This is a genomic window from Alteromonas sp. ABE4_545, assembly GCF_056161325.1.
In genome coordinates this window covers 17,078-32,276 of record NZ_JBSWYY010000035.1, presented here as the reverse complement: position 1 = coordinate 32,276, position 15,199 = coordinate 17,078, and the positions used below count along the sequence as shown (strand labels likewise).

The window sequence follows — 15,199 nt, the reverse complement described above, 5'->3', positions numbered from 1 at the left end:
CACTTATGCCTAAAATAGTACCTGCGTGGGACATCTGTACTCTCCATTAAATGATTCTTCGCAAAATCAGTTTAATGAATGCGGGTGTCCCCCGTTAATGATGAAGAGCCACATTCACCACTATTCGCCCTCTCACTTTGCCATCGATTAAGTGTTGTGCGGTTTCACATACTTGACTCAAAGGTATTTCTGTTGCCACTCGGTCGAGCAGCTGTGTGTCGACTAATTCTGATAATCGAGTCCATGCAGCTACGCGATCTTGTAATGGGCGCATAACACTGTCGATTCCTGCTAACGTAATACCTCGCAATATAAAGGGCGCGACTGTGCCGGGTAGGTCCATGCCTTGTGCTAATCCGCACGCCGCAACAATACCGCCATATTGGGTACTGGCGCACGCATTCACCAGAGTATGGCTACCCACAGAATCTACCACGCCGGCCCATCGCTCTTTGGCTAATGGACGCCCAAGCTCAGACAAGGTTTTTCGGTCGATTACGGCTTGTGCGCCTAGCCATTTTAAATAGTCTGACTCTTCAACTCGGCCCGTCGCTGCTACGACTTGGTAACCCAGCTTAGCGAGCAGTGCAATGGCGTAACTTCCCACTCCACCATTAGCTCCTGTTACCAGAATTTCACCTGCATCAGGTGTCACACCGTGGTTTTCTAGCGCGATAATACAGAGCATAGCGGTATATCCCGCAGTCCCAATTGCCATTGCTTGTTTTGCCGACAACGTTTTGGGTAGAGGAATTAGCCAATCGCTAGACAGCTTTGCTTGCTGAGCTAAACCGCCACAGTGTACTTCCCCTACCCCAAAACCATTCAACAACACCTGATCACCTGCTTTGAACTTTTCTGAATCACAACTCACCACGGTTCCGGCTAAGTCTATACCGGGTATCATGGGAAAGCGTCGAACTACCGGAGATTTCCCCGTTATGGCAAGCGCATCTTTGTAATTTAGCGAGCTATAAGACACTTTCACTCGCGTATCCCCTTCCATTAATACACTGTCGTCTAACGCTTTGACTTCTGCAGTGTATGCTTGCTCATCCTTTTCAATTAGTAGGCCTGTAAACATGCTTCCTCCAAAATAGACCGATCGTCTATTAAATAACAAAAAAATTTACTTGGGTAAGCCCTGACTAAACAGGGTGAAATACTTGTCTAAAGGTAGGGTGCTTTTCTCTAGCCGTGCGCGGCTCACCGCCCCTTCCCATCCGATCCAAAAGAATTCAGCTAAGTTTTCACAGTTTGCATGTATACACAATTCTCCCGCGCCTTGTGCCTCACGCAAACACTGGGCTATTCGCTGCTGCCAACTAGCGAAAATGTCGATTAGAACAGGTCGGAAGCTCTCGGGTAACAGGTCGACTTCTTGACCTAAGTTACCAACCAAACACCCTCTTTTAAACTCGTGTTTAGCAATGCCTTGCTTGGCGTCTTCCACAAAATTGTGTATGCGTATCAATGGTGAACAAGTGGTATCGAGTAGCCATTTGTCTAGCTTATTCGCAAAGTAAGTGGCGTAGTGAGTTAACACAGCGTGACCGAACGCTTCTTTGCTGGAAAAGTAAAAGTAAAACGACCCTTTCGGCACCCCCACATTTTTCAGGATTTTATCTAAACCTGAAGCGGTAAAACCGATTTCGGTTAAATGTGCAAGACCACTCTGTATTAACGCCGCCTTGGTATCTTGGCTTTTAGCGGCCGCTTTGGGTGGTCTTCCTCGGCGAGGTTTGGTGTTTACATTTGTCATAACCAAATAATAGACCGACCGTCTATTAAAATTAAACACAATAGCAGGTTGCTTTAAAATCGATAAAACAACGTGCTTCTGTTTGCTCTGTCTGCTATTTGGCTTCCACGGTTAGATGCACTGCACTTTGGCCTGTTTCAAAGTCAATTGTGCTGTTCAGTAAAAACAGTCGACCTCCCGCAATTTCTCCTTGCTCTGCCAACCAACTCTTAACTGCTTTGGCACGTTCGGCTGCCAGCCCACCTAGTTCGGGCTGGCTGATTGTTTGTGCATTTAACAGTTTGTTGTATAAAGCAATATTCAGTTTGGTGTTTATTGCTTCTTCAGTAGGCAGTGGCGCTTGCTCCTCACGCTTCGCGTTCAGCCCCGCCACAATAATGGCCTTCTCCTGCGCCACATCTCCTCCTGTTTCTTCAACAAAAAGGCTCGCTAACGCCTCAGGAATAGGACCAACTTGTGGAATACGGCTGGGCGATAAATTTTCTGGTAGGCTTGCCAAGCCACTGCGCTGCTGTAATTTACTTAACAACGCTTGCTCAGCCAGTGCTCTGCTGTCGGCCACTTGTTCAATAACCCCTTCTATATTTACCACCAGCTTGGGACGCTTTTTCAGCGCTTCTGATAAACTCGCCAATTTGCCTTGAGCTTGCTCTGTGAGTGTTGCCGACCCAGCGGCGAACATCACTTTATCAAGCTCTTCATCGCTGTCGACCAAACTGGCCAACAAAGTAAATGGAGCGGTTACCGCTTTTGTAATAATATTGCCGAGTGCCTTGAGGATGATTCCGCCAATACTAAAACTCGGGCTATCGAGGTCTCCCGACACTTCCATACCCAAATCAATCACACCATCACTGTCTTGCAGCAACGCTATCGCTAGACCTAGTGGCAGGTTCATCGCCTGCTCTGAATCTGATTTTTTGCCCAGCGTGAGTTGGTCTATCACAACGTGATTGTCACCTTGCAACTGGTTATTTTGTAACTTGTAATCCACGTCGATAGACAACTGCCCTTTGTCGATGTAGTACCCCATATAGGTACCTGAATAGGGGTTTACAGAAGTCAGCTCAGCGCTTTTCACCGACAGCGCTAGGTCTAAGAAAGGCGCGTCGAGTAGTGGGTTTACTTCCCCTTTTAACGTTACTGGCGCATAGTTGTCGATACTACCCGCTAAATCAACGGCTGCGGTGGTGTCAGCTTGAGAAGAAAGCTGGCTGATCGTGCCATTGAACGACTCTATGCTTGTCGCGAAATCTGGCGTGAGAGAATAGTCTGCGAAATAGGCTGCGCCGTCATCAATTGTAATTTGCTTGATCACGATTTGCATCGGTTCTGCTGGTTTATCTTCTGGAGCAGATGTGGGTACTGATGTGACTGGCAAAGCTGCTTCTTCATTCTGCTCATGTGTATCAGCAGTTTTCAGCAAGTTACCAATATTCGTTTGTTTGTCTTCGGCTATCTGTACTTTTGCGTAGGGCTGAGTAAATACAACATTATCCACCTTCAGAGAAGGCTGATTTTGCACATACTCCACGCCAGTTATTGCTAAGTTCTGCCATTTCGCCAAAGGTTCATGATGCACATTGTCCAGTACAACTAACTCAGCCACCTCGGCATTACCTGCAAACTGAGTGTTGCCACCAACTACTGCGTCGTACTCTCCGTCAACAGACAAAGCCCCTGACGTCAGGCTAATATTAATGTACTTATCTAGGTAAGACTGGAACTGCCCTAATTGTAAATCAGATAAGTTAACGGCTCCTTTAGCCTGCTGCACATTACCATTGTATTGCCCCGTCAGTGAAAGCTGGCCGCCTTGCTCAATGTGTGTATCGTTAAACCTTGTGCTTAATGCCAAATTAACCGAATAATCGATAGGCTCACTGAGTGCACTATTCGCGTTGAGGGCAGTTAGCGTGAGCGGGAAGACTCGCCATTGAACACCTTGACCAAAATCATGATCAGTAAACTGAATATCACCATTACTCATGGTGAAACTAGCAAGACTCACCAACCAAGCTGGGGCATCAGCCTCATTGGCTTGCGGCTCGCTCGTAGTGGGCTTAGCAGGTGAACTATTTGATTGTGCCTGCGAGGGAGGCGTAAACAGTGTAGCTAGGTTTACGGTTTCATCTTGTAAATAGGCATCAACCCATAAATCGTCCAGAGTGATTGCATTGATTGAAACTTGCTGGGCTAGTGAATTTAGCGCAATGTCTTTCACAGCCAGCTTACCAACTTTTACTCTTTCTTTTATAGCATCATTCACTGCTAATGAATTAAAAGCTAACGCACCTTCTTGCGTTGAAAATTGCAGACTATCTGGGGTTTGCTCTAATGAATAACGAGTGAAAAAATCGAGCGTTCCACCAGTGAGTTTGGCTGGAATGATATCACCAGTGAGCGGCCATAAGGGAGCCAATGCTATGCTGTCGAGTTGAATCGACCCTGTCACCATTAGCGGTTGTAATTGAAACTGACCGCGTAAATTTAATCTGCCTTTTTCGGCAGTTTCAATATTAATGTTATAGCTGTTATCAGAAACAGTGAGCGCCTGATCATTATTCGATTCGACAGGCAGCATTGCCTGTGTATCAAGATGCGTAATATGAAAGTTGAGGTCAGGGTAATCTAACAGCGCATCAGTTACCTGATCTGAAAACACCGCATGCCCTTTGAGCATTGAAAAGGCTTGTATACGTAGATGAGGGATAGATGCCTTTTCATCTGGCACAGGCTCAGCACTGGACGCGGAGTCACTCGCTAAGGTTTCGAGCAAGTCGCTGAAATTAAAACGCATTTCAGTATCAGTAACAGACTCTCGGGCCAATTGTGCGTATGGTGAAGAAAGCGAAATATGTTCTAGCGTAGGCGTAAAATGCAATAGGGTTGACCAAAAACCGACATCTACCTCTAATTGGTCGAAGCGCACAAAATCGGCACTCGATGAGGCCTCTTTAATACTAAAACCATTAACACGCGCACGTAATAGAAAAGGGTTAATGGTAATTTTAGTCACCGTCACCTGACGGCCCAATAATTCACTGAGTGCGGCAGGTACTTTTGCTTGCAAAATTAATGGTGCAATCACGCCAAGTAATAACGCGTAGCACAGATATACCACCAACAAATAACTACTAAAACGCACCCAACGGGGCTGTTGTTTAAAACCAGACCATAGCAAACGCAGCTGTGCTTTCATAACACTCTTCTTCTGATACTAAAAAGCTTGATAACAAGAGGAAAGTCAGGCCGCAGCCTGACCTGAAACAGGAGATTAGAAAGACAGCTTAGCCAAACTAGATTGTAACAAGGCCTTGGCTTCCTGCCCTTCTTCGCTATTGAGATAAGTGTTAATTTGCGACACAAAACCACTGATCATTTCAGGGCTTAAACCCAACTCATCAAATTGTTGCTTTAATTCGTTAATGTTCTTTACTGAATCACTGTATTCTGCGGCTTTGTTCATCAATGAACTCAGACCATCTTTGGCTTGCTCACCCTGCTCACTCACATCAGGCACACTACTTAGTATGTCATTCACTCCCGGTAAACTGTCTGTCAATTGGCTAAAGTCAGTACTTGAGAGGTTCTTTTTTGCATAGTCGATAATAGAGGCCAGCCCACCTTCTGCTTGTGACTCGGTTACTCCCAAATTCGTGGTAAGCAAGCTAACCAATTGCTCTATTCCAAATGCTGACGCTTCAGATGCCGCGTCTTCTGCTTCTGTTGCCGCTTTATCTGTCGACTCAGTCGACATACCAAACCACCCTTTTACTGTGTCTAGCCAACCATCGGCATACACGTTTGGAGAAGCGCCAAGAGCAATTACAAGAGAAAGTGCTAGAGTCGATTTTTTCATTGCGAGTTCCTTTTATCACAATTTGAGATGTTACCTTCACGCCAGACAAGCTTGAAGAATGATGCGAAAACGTTGAGTATCAGCCACGCTGTAAACTCAGCTTACGCCAATTGTACCGCGAGTACTACTGCCAGAACTACTCACTTGCAACAAACTTGGGGATCTTTAAAGGGAGCACCCTCCCATACTAAGTAAAAAGGATGAATTAGGTATTTATTGGAATAAGAGCAAAGGGGGAAGGACGGTGAGTAACAAACAAAATAAAGCTAACTATCGAACAGATAGTTAGCTTTAGATCCTCGGGTTCACGTCGTTACGATTTTTTACTGCGTACCCTCAGTAATGCAAAAACGGAAAATAACGCCAACACCGCCGTTAGTGGCGGTTCTGGTACATCTACGTCTACATCTTCAACATCAAACACGAACAAACGCGCACTCAATTCGTCAAAGGCGTAGCCTGCCCCGAATCCAGAACTTGTGATAACACTTTGCGTGGTATTAACTGTAGGGGTTGACCAATCAGATGCCGTTAACGACAAAAACGCAGTTTGTACGTCGGGCAGCAACGCATTATATGTACCGTCTTCAACATCAGCATAAACAACCGGCCCTCCCGTCGAATAAGCCGAGCTTGAATACCCTGTTAAGAATGAAGACACATCCGTACTCATTTGCACAGCAACGGATGAATTTGTCATATTCACCCCATTGATCAAACCACTAATGTTCTCTTCACTCGTACCGCCTCCCATGGCCAAAATGTAAAATTTATCGTCACCAGGAGACACGTTAAATGTGAGTGAGGACAACTGAGCGATCTGGTTATTCCAAACCTCGTTATTTTGATACAACAAGTGGTTAATACTTGAATCTGTGCCCGTAAATACGGCGAAATCGTTATCAGCAACAATTTCTATTGTAAATGGCGCAGCCACTGCTTTTCCTGCGAGCAAAGACGCGCACAGTACAATTGAACTCAACACTCGTTTCATTGTAAATCCTATTACCAGCTAAAATAAGTCTGTGCAGGAAATAGCAATTTTCGAGCCTAAAAAAACAACACAAAAGTAACTCAATAAATGTTTGTTTATTAAGTTATTTTTATATACGTCGAACCCGGGTGTTAATTTCATAATTGAGAAATGTAAAAAATACTGACAAAAAGCATACAAATAATAACATTTACTGACGAACTGTAAGGCCGTTGCTCTCTCTTTTACAAGGCTTCCGTTGTCAGCAGAGCTTTGTATTTTTCAATACGTTTTTTTTGCTCTGCAGCAATATTGAGTGTTTCCAATAAATTGAAACAGCGCGTTTGTACCTTGATTTGATCTTCTTCTATGGTCGACGTCTGACTCAAATCAACCAAAACTTTCAAGATATTAATGGCGATATTTGGGTTTTGCGGTGACAAATGAAACGCATTATCGAGAGTTTTATATGCGGATAGAAAACGCTTCTTCTTATAATGAGTCGATGCCATTTCTAATAACTCTTTGGGCGTAAAATGAATTTCCTCACGGTCTTTTATTTCTCTCTCAAGGTAATGAGACAAAATATGACTAGAGAAAGAATCACCGGTTACGAGCTGTTGTGTGTCACGTAGTAAAGATACGGCATCTTCTCTGTGGCCCAACGAATGCAGTAGTTTCACCACATCCATATTGTCTTCCAATGACGCGTCCATTTGCCGGATATTTAACGACCGTAATAATTTGTCTGCTCGCTGTTTGTCCCCTCGAATAGCTAACATTCTGGCCTCGGCAATGGAGAGCTTCAGGTCAAACTCCCGCCCATATCTGCCTCGTAAGTCATTCACTTGTTTTTCGACTTTATAAAGAAGTGGTAATGCAGCATCGCCCGAACCAACCGTTGCTAGGTCAACTCCAGCGCGAATCACATTTAAAGTGAGGTCCGGTGAATCATGAATCGAGTTTTTGGCGTACTTGGCCATTTGCAAAGTTGCGTTGTACTGACCTTGCTCATCATGATTTAAACGGGCGAGATCCCAAGAGCGTTTATTGCGTTCAATGTTGCGGGGAGCCAATTGGTTGGCATGTTTTATTTCTTCGTATGCGCGCTCAAACTGACCTTCTTCAACAAAGTAGTTTGCCAGCATGTCGTAAACCGTAAAACGCGTATCTTTACGTGTTTTCAGTAACCCTATGTGTTGCTCTGCCTCGTCGGCTTTATGCTGTTTAAGTAAACAATACACATAACCAATATGTACCCATCCATAGTCTACTTGCTCAAGCAATTGATGATAAAAAGTCTCGGCATCTGAAAACTCGCCCATTTTACACAAGCTATCTCCAATCAGGCGTTGAAGCTTAGGGTAATAGGCTTGAAAGCGGCTTTCCTTAATATAACGCTCGGCGTAGTAGATTGCGCGTGAGTAAGCTTGTTTGTCTGCGCAATAAAAAGGTTTATACAGCGCGCGTCGTGTTTCCAATATACTCACGAGACGTTGCTTAACTCGGCTGGCATCAACGGGTTTGGTCCAAAAGTCATCGGGCTGCAGTTCAACAACACTATGAACTAACGCTGGGTCGGTATCTGCACTGAGAAAAATAACCGTAGTCGATTTACTTACATGCCCGTTTAACTTCAGTTCTTCCAGTAAGTGAAAGCCGTCTTTGTCAGTATTTAAATCAAACGCAATAAATACCAATTCAAAGCTTTGTTTCTTGAACTCAGCCAGTGCTCGACTCGCGCCACTGACCGCTCGTACGTTATTAACCCCAATTTGAAACAGCACACTTTTTAATGCGTCTTTCACTAAGGTTTGCTGATCAATAATGATCGCACTTAATTCATCGGTAGGTTTAGGGGCAGGAATATCAAACACAGCCAAATCCTTTTGTGGTTAACACAACACCTTGGCTAGACCTTGTGTCGTTCAAATCTACTACTCTGTAAATTGAAATTATCACCGCCATTGCGGCTTTGCAATCTCGGCTCGCTATATTAGCCAGATTAACGTGTTTCTCACCCAAGGATGAGATTGATCCAAGTCACTGAACAGGTGTTAGAGAGTTGTTAAATGTGTAATGTCGAGCTAGTGTATAACTTTATGGATAAAAAGTTAGTACTTTACCTGTTGGTTCTGCATGAACAAGTATTCACCAATTAATCGCATACTTTTGGCTGTTTTAATAGGGTTGTTTCCGTCTCTGTCCATGGCAAAAACCACTGTTAATATTCCCATTTTTACTATTGAGTCTCCGCTAACCGATTACTTGCTCAACACGGTAAATTTAGCGCTGGACGCGAGTGAATATAAATATGGCCCAGTCGAAGTGGTGTTTGCTCAACAAGGCACAGAGGAAGAGCGGCAGCTACGCAACCTGATTGTGGGTATTAATGACGTGGCATTTGGTGTCTGCACCACTGAACGGGTAAAAAAATATCGCGAAATCCCGATCCCGTTAATCGGCGGCTTACTTGGGTATAGAGTGGCTGTTGTGAGCAAAGGGTCTAACGCTCTGGCGAAAACAGATACCCTCACTGATATAAAGCAGATGGTCGCCGCGCAATTTCAAAGCTGGGTAGACTACGACATATTACAACATCACGGCTTTAAACTTTTAGCCACAGACAGAAGTTCAGGCTACCGTGCAGTTGCGGCAAATATTGCTGATTATTACCCAAGAAGTGCGCTTGAAGTCGATTCAGAATTAGCCTTATTTGGCGACATAGGCGAGTTTGAAATTGATAAGCGTTTTGCCATTCACTATCCGTTGTACTATGTGCTTTACGTCAATAAAAGCAATGACGAGCTAGCCAACCGCTTGATCGATGGCCTTAATGTTATGGTAAAAACTGGCGAGTTTACCGACATTCTTAAACAACAAGCTTTTTACGATATGTCGGAGAAATACCTCGTTAACAAAGAAATTATTGAGTTGTCTAACCCTACCCACACCGATTCGTGTCAGAATATTGAAGTTAATTACCAATCAATCATCTATCAGCCACATTAACGCCTTAATGACGGTGGTTTACAGCGCAGTTAACAGAGCAGAAACTTGCTCGCTTGCGACCGGCTTTGACCACAGATAACCTTGGCCGTAATCACACCCCATACCTAACAACAATTGTTTGGTGTCGTCATCTTCTATCCCTTCTGCCACTGTGTGCATGCCTAAGCTGCTTGCCATGTGAACAATAGCTTGTACTAGAGTGACATCGTGATCATCTTGAGTAAGAGGCTGAATAAATGAGCGATCTATTTTTAACGTAGTTGCATTAAAGCGTCGCAAATACGCTAAGTTGGAATAACCAGTTCCAAAATCGTCAATCGCAAGGGTTACCCCCATGGAGGTTAACGCTGAAAGCTGTTGTAAAATAAGGCGAGACTCATTTAAAAATAGCGATTCTGTTAGCTCTAACTCCAGTGCTTCGGGCGGTAAATTCGCCTGACTTAAAGCATGCTGAACAACATCATTAAGATGCCCATCGTTAAACTGGAGGGCTGAAATGTTCACAGCCACTCGCAATTCAGTCAAACCGTTACGCCGCTGGGCTGCGCAAAATAGACACGCTTGCTCTACAACCCAACGTCCTAATTCATTGATTACGCCCGCACTTTCGGCCAATGGAATAAATCGGTCTGGGCCAATCATAACACCGTTATCTTGCGGCCAACGCAATAGAGCCTCAACGGCAATAGGCTTTTCCGTTGTAAGCGTAACAATAGGCTGATAGTGCAAGGTAAACGCGTGCTCTTGTACCGCTGTGCGTAACTTTTGTAACAATGTAAACCGCTCTTCGCTTAATGCGTCTTGTTCTGGCTCATAGTAGCAATAGGTGTTACGGCCATCGCGCTTTGCTTTATACATGGCGATATCGGCTTTGCGACATAGCTCTTTGAAGTTTTCACCATCTTTTGGAGCAATGGCTATACCAATCGAAGACGACACCACAACTCGATTTTGCAGCACGTCAAACGCTTGTGCACATTGCCCGAGTAACGTAGTAACAAAGTCGTTTAATACGTCGCAATGTTCACCTTTGGCTGAACAAGGCGTTAGTACTAAAAACTCATCCCCGCCAAAACGTATCAAATGCTGCCCTTTACCCAATAACTGGCTGAGCCTGTTAGCCAGTTCTTCAAGCAAAATATCTCCCGCGGCATGGCCGAGTGCATCGTTAACGGGCTTAAAATTATCGAGGTCTAAAAACAACAATGCCAGTTGAGTTTGTTTGCTTTGGCTGTGTTCCATCAATTGCTGGAACAACAGCTCGCCGTGTAACCTATTTGGCAAATGAGTGAGAGGATCGTGGTGAGCAAGGTGTTGAATTTGCTCGCGGCTTAACTGCACTTTTTCGTTTTCTTTTTGCAACGACACCATCAATTTTTTGATATCGCGCACTAATACATAAACACTAAAGCCAGTAATAATGAAAATCACCTGAACAAAAATAAGGTGTTCCCAACTCACTTTGGGAGAGTGAGGTACAACATGCCCCTCAAGAATAAGCCACACCAAGAGAGCACATTGCACAATGGTAAAGGCCAAAAACGTGGAAAACAGGCCCACGCCCCCTAAGATAGCAGCAAATATAAGCAAGCACGGATAGCCGATGATAGCGATGTCGAATAGGCCCGCCCCGACTAAAGCAAAAGCGAACAACATGGCAGACATACATGCCAGTAGCACAAAGGAAGAAGCCTGTGGCCTGTGTCGATAAGCGAGAATAAACGCCACCACAAGACTGACCAAGCCCGAAGAAAAAATAGTCAATGCAATTCCCCGAGCAACAAACACAGACACTAACAGCCCAAGCGCGCTCACACCGCATATTTGCATCAACCTGCGCCGGCGAACACGCCCTAAGGTATCGATTGCAGTAGGTTCGCTATCACTATGGAGCTGATTGTATTTATCCATATTCACGGCCAAGCTGTAGTCAGCATTCAATATACCATTAAGTCACTATCTCCACTACTGAATCCAAAAACCGACACTCAGCATGACGTATCGCCAACCTAGGGTATTTGGCCGTGTTAGGGCTTGCTGTTTCGCACAAACCACGTATGTTGCCTTTACCGACAAAACAACAATAAAAGTCGATTGCCTTCCTAATCACACTTATTCAGAGAACATACATGAACCAAAGAAGTCGTTTATCTTGGGCTGCCGGATTGCTTGCCTTTTTATCTGCGTTACCTTGTTTAGCCAACACCAATACGGAACAAAAAATCGCGCCTAAAGTCATGATTTTATCCAGCTTTGAAGTAGGAGAAGACACTGGCGATGCGCCTGGCGAATACCAAAAGTGGGTAGAAGGTGAAGGCCTCAACCACACGCTAACCGTAAAAGGCGCTCCTCATGTGATTCGTTATAATAATCAAGGTGTTTATGGCTCTGTATGTAGCCGACCAGCAGACGGTTATGTTACCTCAATTGTATGCAGTGAAATGGTCATGGCACTGCTGCTCGATACGCGTTTTGATTTTTCTCATACATACTGGATCATCAATGGTATCGCCGGGATCGACCCTAAAATGGGCTCTATTGCCAGTGCGGTGTGGTCATCGCACATTATCGACGGTGACGCAATGCGCGAACTCGCACCAGAAGACACGCCTAAAGACTGGCCTTATGGTCTCTATGCCATTGGCACAAACAAGCCCAATACCTTACCAACCAAAGAGGCCGACGCCGGTGGTTGGGGCGGTGCAACACTCACTTACACCATGGATTATGAATTAAATCACGGTTTAACCGAATGGGCGTATCAGTTGTCCAAAAAGCAAGTGACACTGAAAGACTCGCCTGCACTGAAAGCGTATCGCGAACAATATACGGGCTTCGACGCCGCGCAATTACCGCCACAGATTTTAAAAGGGGGAACCTTGTCGTCACTTCGCTATTGGCATGGCCCAGGCCGCACCCGTTGGGCTCGTGACTTTGTGGCAATGTGGTCGCAAAACCGCGCCGAATTTTATACAACTGCTATGGAGCAAGCTGCGTTTGTTGGCACCATGAAGCGAATGAGTGAACAAGGTCTACTCGACTACAACCGTATTCTATTGATCAAAGGCGCTAGCAACTACTGCATGCCGCCTCCGGGTACACACTTAGCCGATACGATGGGCGACGAGTCACTGGGCAGTGAACCTGCTTTTGAAGCAATATACCAAGCTGGCCACGCAGTGATTAAACAACTTCTGGATAATTGGAAGGAATACGAGAACCGCATTCCCCAACAATAGTCCTTACACAAACAATACCAACTGCAACGAAATGCCTTTAGGCGTTCCAGCGCTCAATTTGCTGCAAAATATCTTGCCAAATATGAGTGTTGGTGCGCCTAAAGTACCCAAAATGACCAATCTTTTTCTCCGGTGAAGCGCTTGCTGAGTATTGTTTAAAGGTAATACCAAACTGGCTTCTCACATGCTGCCAGAAATTATTAATATTGTTTGGCGTGCTAATTTCATCATCACAAGCACTGATCACATGAACTGGCATAGGGAGCGCTTTGTAATGCCCTTCACTCACGGTTTTACCGTAGTACTTTTCGGCAAAAAATAAGTGTCGTTCACTGCACCAACCGTTCCTCTCTTTGGCAAGTGCTCCGGTAATATCTTCCATAAATCCAAAGCGCTTTGCTGCCACATAACCGGTTAGCCACTGAGAGACGGGAGCAAAACAACGAAAGAAGAAATACGCCTTTATACGATAACTCAACGGCATATCGGGGAAGTAACCCGCCGATGCCCCCGCCGTAACCAAGCCTTTGATAACATGGGCATTGTGGGCAAAACCGAATTGTTGCCCGCCCGCGCTGTGCCCCACGCAAAAAATAGGTAAATGGCTGGGTGTACGAGATTGTATTTCATCAATTGCAGCCGGAATATCATAACGGCCAATGTCAGAAAACAAGTAGTTTTGGCCTTTTAAACTGCCTGCTTTTGATTCACAAAAACCGCGGTAATTCCACAGCATCACATGGTAACCGTGCGCGACCAAAAACTCACAAAAGCGTTTGTAAAAAAGGGTTTGAGTAGCAGTACCTGGGTTAACGAGCACGGCACCTTTAGGCGCTTTCGCTTCAAACCAATAACCTTTGAGCAGTACCCCATCACGAGTTTCAAATTCTATGAGCATAATCGACAAGCTGTAAATAACGATAAATGCAGTCTAAACTATGGAGTATACTCCATAGTCAAGCAGTGATAGTCATGCAAATGAAAACCGTGGTTGAGGCAACGGGACTCAGCAAAGATACCATACGTTTTTATGAGAAAGAGAAGCTCATTTCAGCTCCTACTCGCGCCAATAATGGTTATCGACATTACGACGATAAGGTAGTGAATCAACTGAAACTCATCACCCGTGCGAAACACTTGGGCTTTACATTAAAGGAAATAAAAAGCCTCAGTGCGTTGCTGTACAAACAATCGCTTACGCCCAAAGAAATGACCAAGTTGTTGCGTGAAAAACGCCGAGAAATAGACGAAAAGATCAGCCAACTCGCATTAATCCAACAAGAAATAGACAACGCACTCGCGGGACTGTGTGAAGAAAAACACCAATTGTCTCGCGGGTGAGTTATCTGGCGATATTTAACTGTCAATCAGCGAGCGCTTGAATAGCTCGCAAACACAATGCAGGATCGTGGATTGGAAAAGACACAATAACCTCGTCCACTTCTGTTGCTTTAACAAAATCAGCGAGCTGACTTCGCGCTTCCTCAGCACTGCCAACCAGCGCGTAGCGCAACGTGTGGTTAATGGCTCTGATCTCCATTTCATTCAAGGCAAAGCGAATATCTTCAACGGGCTTAGGCAGTGGCTGGTTCGCGTTGCGGCGCAAATTTGCAAACTGCTGCTGTACCGACGTCATCAGGTACTTGGCATGCTTGTCATCATCACCGATCACCGCCATTACCCCTGCTGACACATAAGGCTTGTCGAGCTGTTCAGAAGGTTTAAAACTAGCGCGGTATAAGCTAATTGCATCAAACAACATATCAGGTGCAAAGTGTGAGGCAAACGAATACGGTAACCCCATTTGCCCAGCGAGTTTGGCTGAATAAAGACTAGATCCCAACAACCACAGCGGCACGTTAGTGCCTAAACCAGGCACTGCAATAACACCTTGCTGGTGCTGTTCATCACTAAAATAGTGTTGTAACTCAGCGATATCTTGTGGGTAGCGCTCGGCATCACCGTGAATATCTCGACGAAGCGCGCGCGCTGTCATCATATCAGTACCTGGTGCACGGCCTAGCCCCAAATCAACGCGATCAGGGTAAAGCTCTGCCAAGGTGCCAAATTGTTCGGCAATCACCAAGGGCGCATGGTTGGGTAGCATTACCCCACCCGCGCCAATGCGAATAGTACTGGTTGCGGCACCAATGTGCGACAACAACACAGCGGTTGCCGCACTCGCTACACCTCGCATACCGTGGTGTTCAGCCAGCCAAAGTCGTTTATAACCCGCGGCTTCGGCACACTGTGCAATTGCTTTGCTCTTCTTTAAGGCCTCACCTACCGACATACCTTCAGGCACGTGAGCAAGGTCTAATATAGAAAGCGGCACTGTAGAAAGCATATCA

The 15,199-nt window shown here is 45.2% G+C and carries 12 protein-coding genes; 3 read left to right on the top strand and 9 right to left on the bottom strand.

The genetic code is table 11. The features are described from left to right. Positions 1-94: 94 nt before the first annotated feature. The 6 genes from acuI to ACXAH6_RS18630 form a co-directional block, all read right to left on the bottom strand. Positions 95-1,084: an acrylyl-CoA reductase (NADPH) gene (gene acuI, locus ACXAH6_RS18655; protein ID WP_474879304.1), complete on the bottom strand. Its 990-nt coding sequence runs from the start codon at positions 1,082-1,084 to the stop codon at positions 95-97. Positions 1,085-1,129: 45 nt separating this feature from the next. Continuing rightward, on the bottom strand, positions 1,130-1,762 hold the full coding sequence (gene acuR, locus ACXAH6_RS18650; protein ID WP_474879302.1) for an acrylate utilization transcriptional regulator AcuR: 633 nt from the start codon (positions 1,760-1,762) through the stop codon (positions 1,130-1,132). Positions 1,763-1,856: 94 nt separating this feature from the next. Continuing rightward, positions 1,857-4,964 carry a DUF748 domain-containing protein gene (locus ACXAH6_RS18645; RefSeq protein ID WP_474879301.1) on the bottom strand — a complete coding sequence of 1,036 codons (3,108 nt, stop codon included), beginning with the start codon at positions 4,962-4,964 and terminating at the stop codon, positions 1,857-1,859. A gap of 75 nt (positions 4,965-5,039) precedes the next feature. After that, positions 5,040-5,624: a DUF2780 domain-containing protein gene (locus tag ACXAH6_RS18640; RefSeq protein ID WP_474879299.1), complete on the bottom strand. Its 585-nt coding sequence runs from the start codon at positions 5,622-5,624 to the stop codon at positions 5,040-5,042. A 313-nt stretch (positions 5,625-5,937) separates the two neighbouring features. After that, positions 5,938-6,618: a hypothetical protein gene (locus ACXAH6_RS18635; protein WP_474879297.1), complete on the bottom strand. Its 681-nt coding sequence runs from the start codon at positions 6,616-6,618 to the stop codon at positions 5,938-5,940. Positions 6,619-6,842: 224 nt separating this feature from the next. After that, positions 6,843-8,474 carry a response regulator gene (locus ACXAH6_RS18630; protein WP_474879295.1) on the bottom strand — a complete coding sequence of 544 codons (1,632 nt, stop codon included), beginning with the start codon at positions 8,472-8,474 and terminating at the stop codon, positions 6,843-6,845. A 331-nt stretch (positions 8,475-8,805) separates the two neighbouring features. Between ACXAH6_RS18630 and ACXAH6_RS18625 the strand changes: the two genes are divergently transcribed. Next, complete coding sequence (locus tag ACXAH6_RS18625; protein WP_474879293.1) at positions 8,806-9,609, top strand: type 2 periplasmic-binding domain-containing protein; 804 nt, start codon at positions 8,806-8,808, stop codon at positions 9,607-9,609. An 18-nt stretch (positions 9,610-9,627) separates the two neighbouring features. On the opposite strand, the gene ACXAH6_RS18620 is transcribed toward ACXAH6_RS18625, so the two are convergent. Beyond that, the gene (locus tag ACXAH6_RS18620; protein ID WP_474879291.1) at positions 9,628-11,520 is read right to left on the bottom strand and encodes a putative bifunctional diguanylate cyclase/phosphodiesterase; all 1,893 of its coding nucleotides are present in this window, start codon (positions 11,518-11,520) and stop codon (positions 9,628-9,630) included. A gap of 218 nt (positions 11,521-11,738) precedes the next feature. Here ACXAH6_RS18620 and ACXAH6_RS18615 point away from each other — a divergent pair, with 218 nt between their 5' ends. Then, entirely contained in the window at positions 11,739-12,848 is a 1,110-nt protein-coding gene (locus tag ACXAH6_RS18615; RefSeq protein ID WP_474879289.1) for a hypothetical protein, read from the top strand. Positions 12,849-12,885: 37 nt separating this feature from the next. Here the strand turns inward: ACXAH6_RS18615 and ACXAH6_RS18610 are convergent, their stop codons facing one another. After that, the gene (locus tag ACXAH6_RS18610; protein ID WP_474879288.1) at positions 12,886-13,746 is read right to left on the bottom strand and encodes an alpha/beta hydrolase family protein; all 861 of its coding nucleotides are present in this window, start codon (positions 13,744-13,746) and stop codon (positions 12,886-12,888) included. Between the two features lie 74 nt (positions 13,747-13,820). Between ACXAH6_RS18610 and ACXAH6_RS18605 the strand changes: the two genes are divergently transcribed. Next, entirely contained in the window at positions 13,821-14,189 is a 369-nt protein-coding gene (locus tag ACXAH6_RS18605) for a MerR family transcriptional regulator (protein ID WP_474879286.1), read from the top strand. A 22-nt stretch (positions 14,190-14,211) separates the two neighbouring features. Here the strand turns inward: ACXAH6_RS18605 and ACXAH6_RS18600 are convergent, their stop codons facing one another. After that, positions 14,212-15,195: an LLM class flavin-dependent oxidoreductase gene (locus ACXAH6_RS18600; RefSeq protein WP_474879285.1), complete on the bottom strand. Its 984-nt coding sequence runs from the start codon at positions 15,193-15,195 to the stop codon at positions 14,212-14,214. Between the last annotated feature and the right edge of the window lie 4 nt (positions 15,196-15,199).

Bases quoted from the DNA above. Each gene is read 5' to 3' on its own strand.
- acuI (WP_474879304.1), bottom strand. From the start codon at position 1,084: ATGTTTACAGGCCTACTAATTGAAAAGGATGAGCAAGCATACACTGCA.
- acuR (WP_474879302.1), bottom strand. From the start codon at position 1,762: ATGACAAATGTAAACACCAAACCTCGCCGAGGAAGACCACCCAAAGCG.
- ACXAH6_RS18645 (WP_474879301.1), bottom strand. From the start codon at position 4,964: ATGAAAGCACAGCTGCGTTTGCTATGGTCTGGTTTTAAACAACAGCCC.
- ACXAH6_RS18640 (WP_474879299.1), bottom strand. From the start codon at position 5,624: ATGAAAAAATCGACTCTAGCACTTTCTCTTGTAATTGCTCTTGGCGCT.
- ACXAH6_RS18635 (WP_474879297.1), bottom strand. From the start codon at position 6,618: ATGAAACGAGTGTTGAGTTCAATTGTACTGTGCGCGTCTTTGCTCGCA.
- ACXAH6_RS18625 (WP_474879293.1), top strand. From the start codon at position 8,806: ATGGCAAAAACCACTGTTAATATTCCCATTTTTACTATTGAGTCTCCG.
- ACXAH6_RS18620 (WP_474879291.1), bottom strand. From the start codon at position 11,520: ATGGATAAATACAATCAGCTCCATAGTGATAGCGAACCTACTGCAATC.
- ACXAH6_RS18615 (WP_474879289.1), top strand. From the start codon at position 11,739: ATGAACCAAAGAAGTCGTTTATCTTGGGCTGCCGGATTGCTTGCCTTT.
- ACXAH6_RS18610 (WP_474879288.1), bottom strand. From the start codon at position 13,746: ATGCTCATAGAATTTGAAACTCGTGATGGGGTACTGCTCAAAGGTTAT.
- ACXAH6_RS18605 (WP_474879286.1), top strand. From the start codon at position 13,821: ATGCAAATGAAAACCGTGGTTGAGGCAACGGGACTCAGCAAAGATACC.
- ACXAH6_RS18600 (WP_474879285.1), bottom strand. From the start codon at position 15,195: ATGCTTTCTACAGTGCCGCTTTCTATATTAGACCTTGCTCACGTGCCT.